10 protein-coding genes and 1 tRNA gene are annotated in these 11,835 nt (G+C 41.1%); 7 read left to right on the top strand and 4 right to left on the bottom strand.

Going from position 1 to position 11,835, the window contains the following annotated elements; all coding sequences use genetic code 11:
• Nucleotides 1-40 precede the first annotated feature (40 nt).
• From LKD48_RS13870 to rpmH, 4 genes are read right to left on the bottom strand one after another with little or no spacing between them, the layout of a single operon-like run.
• Nucleotides 41-1,306, bottom strand: coding sequence for a YidC/Oxa1 family membrane protein insertase (locus tag LKD48_RS13870; RefSeq protein WP_066561143.1), 1,266 nt, complete (start codon nucleotides 1,304-1,306; stop codon nucleotides 41-43).
• A gap of 21 nt (nucleotides 1,307-1,327) precedes the next feature.
• Complete coding sequence (yidD, locus tag LKD48_RS13865; protein WP_227102237.1) at nucleotides 1,328-1,540, bottom strand: membrane protein insertion efficiency factor YidD; 213 nt, start codon at nucleotides 1,538-1,540, stop codon at nucleotides 1,328-1,330.
• 10 nt (nucleotides 1,541-1,550) lie between these two features.
• On the bottom strand, nucleotides 1,551-1,895 hold the full coding sequence (rnpA, locus tag LKD48_RS13860) for a ribonuclease P protein component (protein WP_066561141.1): 345 nt from the start codon (nucleotides 1,893-1,895) through the stop codon (nucleotides 1,551-1,553).
• The gene (rpmH, locus tag LKD48_RS13855; protein WP_066561139.1) at nucleotides 1,896-2,030 is read right to left on the bottom strand and encodes a 50S ribosomal protein L34; all 135 of its coding nucleotides are present in this window, start codon (nucleotides 2,028-2,030) and stop codon (nucleotides 1,896-1,898) included.
• 708 nt (nucleotides 2,031-2,738) lie between these two features.
• On the opposite strand from rpmH, the gene dnaA reads away from it, so the two are divergent.
• The 7 genes from dnaA to LKD48_RS13820 all read left to right on the top strand — a co-directional run bounded on the left by dnaA (nucleotide 2,739) and on the right by LKD48_RS13820 (nucleotide 11,524).
• On the top strand, nucleotides 2,739-4,118 hold the full coding sequence (gene dnaA / locus LKD48_RS13850) for a chromosomal replication initiator protein DnaA (protein WP_118615099.1): 1,380 nt from the start codon (nucleotides 2,739-2,741) through the stop codon (nucleotides 4,116-4,118).
• Between the two features lie 199 nt (nucleotides 4,119-4,317).
• Nucleotides 4,318-5,424: a DNA polymerase III subunit beta gene (gene dnaN, locus LKD48_RS13845; RefSeq protein WP_262539136.1), complete on the top strand. Its 1,107-nt coding sequence runs from the start codon at nucleotides 4,318-4,320 to the stop codon at nucleotides 5,422-5,424.
• Between the two features lie 46 nt (nucleotides 5,425-5,470).
• Entirely contained in the window at nucleotides 5,471-5,683 is a 213-nt protein-coding gene (locus LKD48_RS13840; RefSeq protein ID WP_066561134.1) for an RNA-binding S4 domain-containing protein, read from the top strand.
• A 4-nt stretch (nucleotides 5,684-5,687) separates the two neighbouring features.
• Nucleotides 5,688-6,815 (top strand): DNA replication/repair protein RecF, encoded by a 1,128-nt coding sequence (recF, locus tag LKD48_RS13835; protein WP_262539135.1) that lies wholly within the window; start codon nucleotides 5,688-5,690, stop codon nucleotides 6,813-6,815.
• 17 nt (nucleotides 6,816-6,832) lie between these two features.
• Nucleotides 6,833-8,749 carry a DNA topoisomerase (ATP-hydrolyzing) subunit B gene (gyrB, locus tag LKD48_RS13830; RefSeq protein WP_227102235.1) on the top strand — a complete coding sequence of 639 codons (1,917 nt, stop codon included), beginning with the start codon at nucleotides 6,833-6,835 and terminating at the stop codon, nucleotides 8,747-8,749.
• A gap of 59 nt (nucleotides 8,750-8,808) precedes the next feature.
• The gene (gene gyrA / locus LKD48_RS13825; RefSeq protein WP_308732323.1) at nucleotides 8,809-11,304 is read left to right on the top strand and encodes a DNA gyrase subunit A; all 2,496 of its coding nucleotides are present in this window, start codon (nucleotides 8,809-8,811) and stop codon (nucleotides 11,302-11,304) included.
• A gap of 132 nt (nucleotides 11,305-11,436) precedes the next feature.
• Nucleotides 11,437-11,524, top strand: a tRNA-Ser gene (locus LKD48_RS13820).
• The last annotated feature ends 311 nt before the right edge of the window (nucleotides 11,525-11,835 follow it).

The following is an 11,835-nucleotide window of genomic DNA, read 5'->3' as shown; positions in this document are numbered from 1 at the left end:
CAAGCTTCCCCAAGCAAGTAATCAGCCTTACAATCACTGATTACTTTCTGTTCTTCTTTTCACTCTTTTCGTTGTACTGCTGAACCATTCCGGCCTTAGATGCCAGCTTACCCTTCTTTTTCTGGGTGGTGGAATAGTACTCAGTTGATTTCTCAACCTGCTTTGTCACACGCTCTTTCAGCTCAGCTTCTTTCTTTTCTTCGAGTTCTCTTTCTTCTTCGATAGTACGAACATTCATAACAGCCTTTGCCTTAAGCGGCTTCTGACCCTTCTTAACACGCTTTACATTAGCCTTTTCAATGTTCTTTTCAACCATCTGATTAATATCAATGCGCTCCATATACTTGTTTACGATCATCTGAATCAGAATCATAACAACAGAAGATGCAATCCAGTATACACCGATACCTGCAGAGAATGTGAAACAGAAGAACACTGACATAAGAGGCATCATGATGTTCATGGTCTTCATTGTGCTTCCCATTGTGTCATCTGAATTCTTGCTTCCATTATCTGTCTGCATCATCTTAGAGCTAAGCCACTGAGTAAGACCGGCAAGAATAGGAATTAAAACACCAGGCCACAGCTGCTGTGCAGGTGCAGTTGCCAAATCCATTCCCAGGAAATAATTTGCTTTCTCGATACTTGGCAGTGCCTTGGCTACGTACTCATTCAAATTCGGGAAGATCTCGGTAAACTTAGTCCACTCAGCCTTATCGAAGTTGTAAAGCAGATCTATCAGCTTGTTAGAATCACTCAATCCTGCTGCATTGATGCCGTTTTGCTGTGCCAATGTCACGAAATCTGCGTTATCCATGTAAGTAGGAATGTTCTGCAGTGCCTCAACAATCGGCTCATAGAACGCTCTTACCTTTGTGATATAGCCCGGAATCTTGTAAATAACCTGATACAAAGCGAACAGAATCGGCATCTGAATCAGCATCTGAACACAACCGCCTGTCGGGCTCGTTCCGTACTTTGCATAGACTTCCTTCATCTCTTCATTCTGCTTCAAAAGCATTTCATTGTACTTCGGGCTTGACTTGTCCAGATTTGCATACTTTTTCTGAACCTGCTGAAGTTCTGGCGCCATAATACTATTAAGCTTTGTAAACTTCTGCTGCTTGATGGAAAGCGGAAGCATCAATGCTTTAATAATAATCGTGAATAAAATGATCGCCAATCCAATGCTTGCAATGCCAAACATATCCAGGAACTCGTAAATTCCATTCATGACAACACCAAGCACCTTCGCAACTGGCCCTACAAGAAACCAGTTACTTTGTGTTAATGATAAAAAATCCACTTGTTTTCCTCCTTAAGCTACCTACGGAACAGGGTCGTACCCCCCTTTTGAAAATGGATTGCAGCGCAATATCCTCCATATAGCAAGTAAGGAGCCTTTCAAAGCTCCATACTTTTCCAACGCTTCTATTGCATACTGCGAACAGGTTGGGGTATATATACAGTGGGTCCGGACTTTGAGAGGTGATAAATACTTCTGGTAAAACCTTATCATATAAATCATAATCTTCTTCATAGTCCCGACCCTACTTCGATTCTAAAAAAATATTCAGCTTTCTTCCTACATGAAAAAAAGCTTCCTCAATTTCCATTAATCCTTGTTCCTTCGCCAACGGTCTGGCAACAATCACTATGTCCAATCCTTGTATTAATTCTTTTTCGTGTAAGCGGCAGCATTCACGGATCACTCTTGTAACCCGATGCCTGACCACACTGTTTCCTACCTTTTTACTGACAGATATGCCAATGCGGGTATCAGCGCGGTCGTTTGACATCTTGTACATGACCAGCGAACGATTTGCAAAAGACTGCCGTTTGCTGTAGACTCTCTGAAAGTCTCTGTTCTTTTTAAGAGAGTTGATACTGCTCAATTAAGCAGAGAGAACCTTTCTTCCCTTTGCTCTTCTTGCTGCCAGAACCTTTCTTCCTCCCTTTGTGCTCATTCTTGCACGGAAACCATGAACCTTTGCATGGGATCTCTTCTTTGGCTGAAATGTCATCTTCATAACAAAACACCTCCTTGTTTTCTGTGTTAGTTTTCAAATAATACTGTTTCTTACACTGTGGGTATCAGTCCCACAGCTTGCACCAAAAGTGCGATTTTTCGGCGTTTTTTAACGCCGTTGCAAAAATTGGACATCATACGCATTATATTAAGAAACTCGCATTTCGTCAAGGTTTTTTTTAGTGTTTTTTATTTTTTATTACAAAAAAGTTATCCCCAACTTATCCACAAAGTTATCCCCAACTTTTTCATTCAGAAATGTTGTGGATAAAAGTTATCCCCAAATTGTGGATAACTTGTGCATAACTTTGGGGATAATACAAAAAACCATTCTCAAACCCTTGATTTTACGACAAACTTTTTTTTGTGGATATTGGGGATAAGTACATGTGTTTGGTGGATAACTCTGTGGATAACTCACTTCATTTTTACATATAAACAATCTTATCCACATTATCCACAATTTTATATGCCATACCCCCTTCTGAGTTATCCCCACTCTATCCACAGCTTTTTTCCACTTATCCACATGTTATCCACAGCCTATCCACAATATTATCCACATTTTACCCCAATGTTGTTGATATTTTTTACAGACTGCTCTCCTCTTCTCTCTTGAAATTCTTCATTATTTTTAGTATAATATCATTATATGGGCTAATAGGCTCTTTTCTCGAAAATTACCATATACCGACGTCAGGAGTAACAAATGATTGACAGATTAAAGGAAAACTGGGATGCCATAAAAGACACCCTGAAGGAAAATTATGATATTTCAAAGGTATCTTACGATACTTGGATTGTCCCTATGGAAATCCACAATGTAGACAATGACCAGGTCTACATCTTGGCAGATACAAAAGGTATCCCCAATATACTAGACTATATCAAGAAGAAGTACAAGCAGATTCTTGAGATTGTCATTGAGGAGAAGATCGGCCTGCACTGCAATGTGATCTTTGTTACTTCGGAGGACCTTGAGAAGCGTCCAAACCTCACTGCAGAAGCTTCTAACATTGTAACCCCCGAGTTAAACTCCTATTATGCTGCTGTGATGAATGCCAACTTAAACCCACGCTATACATTTGATACCTTTGTTGTTGGCTCCAATAACCGATTCGCACATGCTGCTTCACTTGCTGTTGCTGAATCTCCTGGAACCCTCTACAACCCACTATTTATCTATGGCGGCGCAGGTCTTGGCAAGACGCATCTGATGCAGTCTATTGCCCACTATATTCTGCGCAATGATCCAAGTGTACGCGTTTTATATGTCACTAGTGAGACATTCACAAATGACCTGATCGACTCTCTTAAAGGCAAGAAAAATGCTGAGTTTAAAGAGAAATACCGCAGCATTGATGTCCTTATGATTGACGATATACAGTTTTTAATTGGAAAGGAAAGCACACAGGAGGAGTTTTTCCACACCTTCAACTACTTATATGAAACGGGCAAGCAGGTTATCATTACTTCTGATAAACCTCCAAAGGATTTCACAAACCTTGAGGAACGTCTTCGCTCTCGCTTTTCTGTTGGTCTTCCAGTCGATGTCTCTGCTCCTGATTATGAGACTCGTGTGGCAATCCTTCATAAAAAGGAAGAAACAGAGAACACAAAGATCTCTGACGATATTATCAACTATATTGCTGAAAATATCAATACTAATATTCGTGAGCTTGAAGGTGCGCTCAATCGAATTACCGCTTTTAAACGTCTTTCTAATAAAGAAATCACGCTTAATATGGCGGAAGATGTACTTCGCGACATCATCAACAACCACAAAGAGGTTACGATTACTGTTCCTCTGATTGTTGAGGTCATTGCATCACACTTTGGCTTTGAGGCAGATGAGCTTCTTTCACAGAAGCGTAATAAGGATATCGCCTACTCCCGCCAAATTGCGATGTATCTGTGCCGTCAAATGACCGATTTGTCTCTTCAGCAGATCGGAAAGGAACTCGGAAATCGTGATCACACGACTGTCCGGCACGGAATTGAAAAGATTACTGAGGATCTCAAAAACAGCCAGTTTTTACAAGATACCATCGACGTTTTACAGAAAAAAATCAACCCGGCTCTTGGCTGAGCTTTGGGGATCGATTGGGGATATTGTGGATAACTTACCCAGTTATCCACATAGTTATCCACAAGTTATCCCCAAAATTTTTCTTCTGTAAGCCGCATAAGTCCTAGGTTTTTTAGAGTTATCCCCAATATCCCCAACCCCTACTACTACTACTATATATATTATAAATCTATCTATCAGCAAAAAGGAGAGTGCCACCATGCATATTATCTGTCCACGAGAAGAGTTACAAAAAGGTGTTTCAATTGTTTCAAAAGCCGTTTCAAATAAGACAACCATGCCGATCTTAGAGTGCATTCTGATCCAGACGAAAGAAGGACGCATTCTTATGACAGCAAATGATATGGAATTGGGGATTGAAACAGAAATTCATGGCATCATTGAGGACAATGGACGTATTGCAATTGATGCTAAGATTTTTTCTGAGATTGTTCGTCGTCTTCCAGACAATGATATCTCCATTGAAACCGATGGAACTGACTCTGTGAAAATTCAGTGTGAGAAGATTAATTTTACAATTCCTGGAAAGAATGCAGATGAGTTTACATTTCTTCCAGAGGTGGAACGCTTAAACTGTGTTACACTGTCTCAGTTTACTCTGAAGGAAATTATCCGCCAAACGATATTTTCCATTTCAGACAATGAGAATAACAAGATGATGGCAGGTGAACTGTTGGAAATTAATGGCAATAACCTGCGCATTGTATCTTTGGATGGTCATCGTATTTCAATTCGCAAGATTGTGTTAAAGGATTCGTATGATTCTATTAAAGTTGTTGTTCCAGGAAAAACACTAAACGAAGTAAGCAAGATTATTAGTGGCGGAACAGATGACGAAGTTCGCTTGTACTTTACTGAGAATCATGTTATGTTTGAGTTCGATGATACTATTGTTGTGTCACGTTTGATTGAGGGAGAATATTTCCGTATTGACCAGATGTTAAACAGTGATTATGATACTAAGCTGACAGTAAATAAAAAGGAGATGCTTTCATGTATCGACCGTACCACAATGCTGATTAAGGATAGTGACAAGAAACCAATTATTATTGGCATCACTGATCACAGCATGGAGGTCAAGTTAAACTCTGCATATGGTTCCATGAAGGAAGAACTTGCAATTGATAAGCGCGGCAAGGATATCTTGATTGGATTTAATCCAAAATTTTTAATTGATGCGCTTCGAGTAATTGATGATGAGATGATTAACATCTACATGATTAATCCAAAGGCACCTTGCTTTATTCGCAATGATGAAGGCACTTATATTTATCTGATTCTTCCGGTAAACTTTAACGTTTATTAAAATCGATAAAATAAATTATAATGAGTATGAAAGGATGAATAAATAAATGGCAAAAATAGTATTAAGAGAGGATTTCATTAAGCTTGGTCAGGCACTAAAGGCAGCAAAGCTTGTTGGAAGCGGTGTGGAGGCAAAGATTGTGATTCTTGACGGAAAGGTTAAGGTGAATGGTCAGGTTGAGCTGCAGCGCGGCAAAAAGCTATATGACAAGGATGTGGTAAGCTTTGCAGGAGAGACAATTGAGATTGTAAAGGAATAATCATATGATTGTAAAATCACTTGCGCTGTCAGATTTTCGAAATTACGATTTACAGGAATTATCTTTTCATCATGGCATCAACATTTTTTATGGGGATAACGCGCAGGGAAAGACAAATATCCTTGAGGGCATTTATCTTTGTATGACAAATAAATCATACAGAGGCAGTCATGACCGAGAGATGATCCGCTTTGGAAAAGAGGATGCGCACCTTCGTCTTGAGGCTGAAAAAAAAGGCATTCCATACCGGGTGGATATGCATTTAAAAAAATCAAAGACAAAGGGAATTGCAATTAATGGCGTGCCAATCCGCCGCTCAAGTGAATTGATTGGCCTTTTAAATGTCGTTTTCTTTTCACCAGAGGATCTTCAGGTGATAAAAAACGGTCCTGGAGAGCGCAGACGCTTTTTGGACATGGAGCTTTGCCAGCTTGACAAGGTGTATCTGCATTTTTTGACGCATTACAATAAATGTCTTACACAACGAAATGCACTGTTAAAAGAGATAGATCTGTCGAAGGATGCACAGGCAATGCTCGATGTCTGGGATGCACAGCTAATTCAGCATGGAAAAAAAATTGTACAGCTTAGGGAAGCATTTGTTGGTGAGATTGCACCAGTAATCGCACAGATTTATCATTCCCTGACAGGCGGTAGGGAACAGCTGGCAGTTTCGTATGAGCCAAATGTATCTGCTGATAGGTTTGATGAGATTCTTTTTCTTAATCGAGAGAGGGAGATACGGCAAAAGACAACACTGACGGGGCCACATCGTGATGACATTCGATTTCGTGTACAAAATATGGCAACAGGACAAACGACAGATATCCGTACATTTGGATCGCAGGGGCAGCAAAGAAGTGCAGCGCTTGCATTAAAGCTTGCGGAGATTGAGATTGTAAAGCGAAAGGTAAATGATACACCGGTTCTTTTGCTTGACGATGTACTTAGCGAGTTGGACAGCAGCAGACAAAACTATTTGCTGGACAGCATTCATGATATTCAGACCTTTATTACATGTACAGGTCTAGAGGAGTTTGTAAGGCACCGGTTTCACATGGATCAGATTTATCATGTGGAGCGGGGCGTAGTGACTAGGGTAAATTCCCTGAATAGTGAAACGATTTTTTAATCAGTGAGGAGGACACAATGAGCGACGAATACGGAGCAGGTCAGATTCAGATACTGGAGGGGCTGGAGGCAGTCAGAAAACGTCCGGGCATGTATATCGGAAGCACATCTGAGAGAGGGCTTCACCATCTGGTATATGAGATAGTAGACAATGCCGTGGATGAAGCTCTGGCAGGTGTCTGCACCAAGATCGATGTGATCATTCATAAAGACAATTCAATTACAGTTGTTGATAATGGACGAGGAATTCCGATTGGAATCCATCCGAAGGCTGGCATTCCAGCGGTTGAGGTTGTATTTACAATTCTTCATGCAGGCGGAAAGTTTGGCGGCGGAGGATACAAAGTTTCAGGAGGTCTTCATGGTGTAGGAGCATCTGTCGTAAATGCACTTTCCATTTGGCTTGAAGTTGAAATTTATCATGAGGGCAAGGTTTATATGCAGCGCTATGAGCGTGGTCATGTAGTAAACAAGCTTGCCGAAGTGGATACCTGTGATCCAAACAAGCATGGAACAAAGGTTACGTTTAAGCCTGACGGTGAAATTTTTGATACCTTAGTCTACAATTATGATACGCTTAAAGAGCGTCTTCGTGAAATGGCGTTTTTGACAAAGGGATTGAAAATTATTCTGACGGATGAGCGTGAGGAGCCAAATCTTTGCGAGACATTCCACTATGAGGGTGGCATTAAGGAGTTTGTTGAGTACTTAAATAGTGCGAAGGAGCCACTGTATCCGCAGATTATTTACTGTGAAGGAACAAAGAATAACGTTGCTGTTGAGGTAGCAATTCAGCACAACGATTACTACAACGAAAATATTTACAGCTTTGTCAATAACATCAACACACCAGAGGGAGGAACCCATCTGTCTGGTTTTAAGGCGGCATTGACAGATCTGTTTAATAAATATGCCAGAGCAAATAAGCTTTTAAAGGACAATGAGGATTCATTGTCTGGGGAGGATATCCGTGAGGGTATGACTGCTGTAATCAGCATTAAGATTGAGGATCCGCAGTTTGAAGGTCAAACAAAGCAAAAGCTTGGAAACAATGAAGCCAGAGGTGCTGTATCTGCAATTGTAAGTGAACAGTTAACATATTTTCTGGAACAAAATCCAAGCGTTGCGAAGATGATCTGTGACAAGGCAATTCTTGCACAGCGTGCACGTGCGGCAGCGAGAAAGGCACGTGATCTGACAAGAAGAAAGACAGCACTTGATTCAATGACGCTTCCAGGCAAGTTAGCAGACTGTACTGATAAGAATCCAGAAAAATGCGAGATCTACATTGTAGAGGGAGATTCTGCTGGTGGTTCTGCAAAGACAGCGCGTGATCGTGCGACACAGGCAATTTTACCTCTTAGAGGAAAGATTTTAAATGTTGAGAAGGCACGACTTGATCGTGTATATGAAAATGCAGAGATTAAGGCTATGATTACAGCATTTGGAACAGGTATACATGAAGATTTTGATATTACAAAGCTTCGCTATCATAAAATCATTATCATGACTGATGCCGATGTTGATGGTGCTCATATCGCAACACTGCTTCTGACATTTATCTATCGCTTTATGCCGGAGTTAATTAAGCAGGGCTATGTATACCGTGCACAGCCGCCGTTATATAAGCTGGAGAAAAACAAGAAGGTCTGGTATGCGTACTCAGATGAGGAGCTTGCAGCAATTCTTGATGAGGTAGGAAGAGACCAAAATAATAAGATCCAGCGATACAAGGGACTTGGAGAGATGGACGCGGAACAGCTGTGGGAGACTACAATGGATCCAAAGCATCGTGTTCTTTTGAAGGTAAACTTTGACGAGTCATACGCATCAGATATTGATGTTACCTTTAACACCTTGATGGGAGACCGCGTTGAGCCAAGAAGACTCTTTATTGAGAAAAACGCAAAGTATGTTAAGAACCTTGATATCTGATGACAGACCAAATTGGTCTGTCGGGATATAAGGATGCATAGTAAGAATGAGAGGGAAACATGGACGAAACCATATTTGATAAAGTGCAGGAGATCGATCTGAAGAAAACGATGGAGCAGTCATATATTGACTACGCTATGAGTGTTATCTCTCAGAGAGCGCTGCCTGATGTTAGAGACGGCTTAAAGCCAGTACAGAGAAGAGTTTTATACTCCATGATCGAGTTAAACAACGGTCCGGATAAGCCGCATCGTAAATGCGCACGTATCGTCGGCGATACCATGGGTAAATATCATCCGCACGGAGACAGCTCAATATATGGAGCACTAGTCAATATGGCGCAGGAGTGGTCTACCCATTATCCGCTTGTTGATGGCCATGGAAACTTTGGTTCTGTTGATGGAGATGGCGCAGCAGCCATGCGTTATACGGAGGCGCGTCTGTCTAAGATTGCAATGGAGATGCTTGCAGACATCAATAAGGACACTGTAAATTTCAGTCCGAACTTTGATGAGACAGAGAAAGAGCCAGATGTGCTTCCTTGCCGTTTCCCAAATCTTTTGTGTAACGGTACCACTGGTATCGCAGTTGGAATGGCATCAAATATTCCGCCTCATAACATCAAAGAGACAATTGATGCAGTTGTTAAAATGATTAACAACCGTATTGACGAGAATCGTGATACAGAGATTGAGGAGCTGATGAGTGTTATTCAGGGACCAGATTTCCCAACAGGTGCAACAATTATTGGCCGACGCGGTATCGAAGAGGCATATCGTACTGGAAAGGGAAAGATTATTGTCCGTGCAGTAACAAACATTGAGCCGATGCAAAATGGCAAGAACCGAATTGTAGTAACGGAGCTTCCTTATGGCGTCAACAAAGCAAAGCTGATCGAGAAGATCGCAGAGCTTGTAAAGGATAAGCGTGTGGATGGAATTACTGATTTAGCCGATCAGTCCAGTCGTGAAGGAATGCGAATTTCAATTGAACTGCGCCGTGATGTAAATCCTAATGTTGTGTTAAATCAGCTTATGAAGCATACACAGCTGCAGGACACATTTGGTGTTATCATGCTGGCGCTTGTCGGCGGCGAGCCAAGAATCCTTAATATCCATGATATGCTGTATTATTATCTGCAGCATCAGGAGGAGGTTGTAACAAGACGCACCAGATACGATTTAAGTAAGGCACAGGAGCGTGCTCATATCTTAGAGGGACTATTAATTGCACTGGATCATATAGATCGTGTGATTGAGATTATTCGTGGTTCTGCAAATGTAGTAGCTGCAAAAGCATCATTGATTGAAGAGTTTGGTCTTTCAGATGCCCAGTCTCAGGCAATTGTAGATATGCGTCTTCGCGCATTGACTGGATTGGAGCGAAATCGTCTGGAAAATGAATATAAGGAGCTAGAGGAGCGAATTGCTTACCTGCAGAGTATTTTAGGTGATGAGAAGGTATTGCTTGGCGTTATTCGTGATGAACTTCTTACGATTAAGGTTAAATATGGTGATGACCGTAAAACGGCAATTGAGCTGGCAGAGGATGAATTTAATGCAGAGGACTTAATTCCAAATGAGGCAGCTGTTATTGCTATGACAAAGCTTGGCTACATTAAGAGAATGTCCCCAGATCACTTTAAGGCGCAGAACCGAGGCGGCAAAGGTATTAAGGGAATGAATATCTTAGATGAGGACTATATTGCAGATCTGATTACAATTAATAATCATGATTATGTTCTTTTCTTTACAAATCTCGGAAGAGTGTACCAGCTTAAGGGTTATGAGATACCTGAGGCAAGTCGTACTGCAAGAGGAACAGCTGTTATTAATCTGCTGCAGCTGCAGGCAGGTGAAAAGGTAACTTCGATTCTTAGAAATGAGGGACATGAGTCTGGTTATCTGACCATGGCAACAAAGCTTGGCATGATTAAGAGAACAAATCTGTCGGAATATGGAAATATTCGTAAGGTAGGATTGGCGGCAATTAGTCTGCGCGAGGGTGATGAGCTGATTGACGTTCATGTTACAGATGGAAAGCGTGACATCATCATGATTTCACATCTAGGTCAGTGTATTCGCTTTGATGAAAACGATGCCAGAGCAACGGGAAGAGTATCCATGGGTGTAAAGGGTATGAACCTGGCAGATGGAGACAGTGTAATTGGCATGCAGGTCGCAGAGGAGAATGGTGAGCTTCTTTTTGTATCCGAAATGGGTATGGGCAAGAAGACTGCTATGAGTGAATTTAAAGACCAGAATCGAGGCGGTAAGGGTATTCGCTGCTATCGCGTCAATGCAAAGACCGGTAATCTGGCTGGCGTAAAGGTATATAAAGAGGGCTATGAGCTGATGTTAATAACAACGGAAGGTACTGTGATTCGTATGAAGACAGATACTATTCCTGTTTTAGGAAGAGATACCAGCGGTGTTAAGCTAATGCAGGTAGATCAGGAAAACGTTAAGGTATCAAGCATTGAACTTATTGAAGAATCTAAGGAAGAAGAATTTGCTGAGGCTTCTGAGGAGACTGTAGGTTCTAAAGAAGTGTAATCTGATAATAATGTTGTGAGGGACGCTTCGGCGTCCCTTTTTTGAAAAAAAATGAAAATAGGTATTGACATTAAGTGAAACATGGGTTATAATCATTTATGCGTTTAAGCAATTCATATAAGTTATAGTTGTGGAGAAATACTCAAGTGGCTGAAGAGGCGCCCCTGCTAAGGGTGTAGACCGTTTGCGCGGTGCGAGGGTTCAAATCCCTCTTTCTCCGTTTCTATTTTAGGAAAGTGTAGTATCATAACAAAAGGTTATTAGATTTACTTACAGTCCCATATGTATTGTGTCACCCTTTGGGTTTGCCGTAAGGCAGCGCAAAGGTTTTCTTTTTTCTTTTTTTTCAAATCTCGAAAAAAGATTTGAAAAAAAAAGTTAAAAAAGTTGTTGACAAACGCTTGAAAGTGTGCTAGTATATAGAAGTTGTCGCTGAGACAGACAATACAAAACACAAAGAACCTTGATAATTGAACAGTATAACCAACCCTGAAGATTTCTTAAAAAGCCAGATTGCGAAAGCAGTCAGGC

The organism is Anthropogastromicrobium aceti, assembly GCF_020687335.1.
In the GTDB taxonomy this organism is placed as follows: domain Bacteria; phylum Bacillota; class Clostridia; order Lachnospirales; family Lachnospiraceae; genus Anthropogastromicrobium; species Anthropogastromicrobium aceti.
This window is presented reverse-complemented; position numbering and strand designations above follow the sequence as displayed.

Bases quoted from the DNA above. Each gene is read 5' to 3' on its own strand.
- dnaN (WP_262539136.1), top strand. From the start codon at position 4,318: ATGCATATTATCTGTCCACGAGAAGAGTTACAAAAAGGTGTTTCAATT.
- rpmH (WP_066561139.1), bottom strand. From the start codon at position 2,030: ATGAAGATGACATTTCAGCCAAAGAAGAGATCCCATGCAAAGGTTCAT.
- dnaA (WP_118615099.1), top strand. From the start codon at position 2,739: ATGATTGACAGATTAAAGGAAAACTGGGATGCCATAAAAGACACCCTG.
- gyrB (WP_227102235.1), top strand. From the start codon at position 6,833: ATGAGCGACGAATACGGAGCAGGTCAGATTCAGATACTGGAGGGGCTG.
- LKD48_RS13840 (WP_066561134.1), top strand. From the start codon at position 5,471: ATGGCAAAAATAGTATTAAGAGAGGATTTCATTAAGCTTGGTCAGGCA.
- yidD (WP_227102237.1), bottom strand. From the start codon at position 1,540: ATGAAGAAGATTATGATTTATATGATAAGGTTTTACCAGAAGTATTTA.
- gyrA (WP_308732323.1), top strand. From the start codon at position 8,809: ATGGACGAAACCATATTTGATAAAGTGCAGGAGATCGATCTGAAGAAA.
- recF (WP_262539135.1), top strand. From the start codon at position 5,688: ATGATTGTAAAATCACTTGCGCTGTCAGATTTTCGAAATTACGATTTA.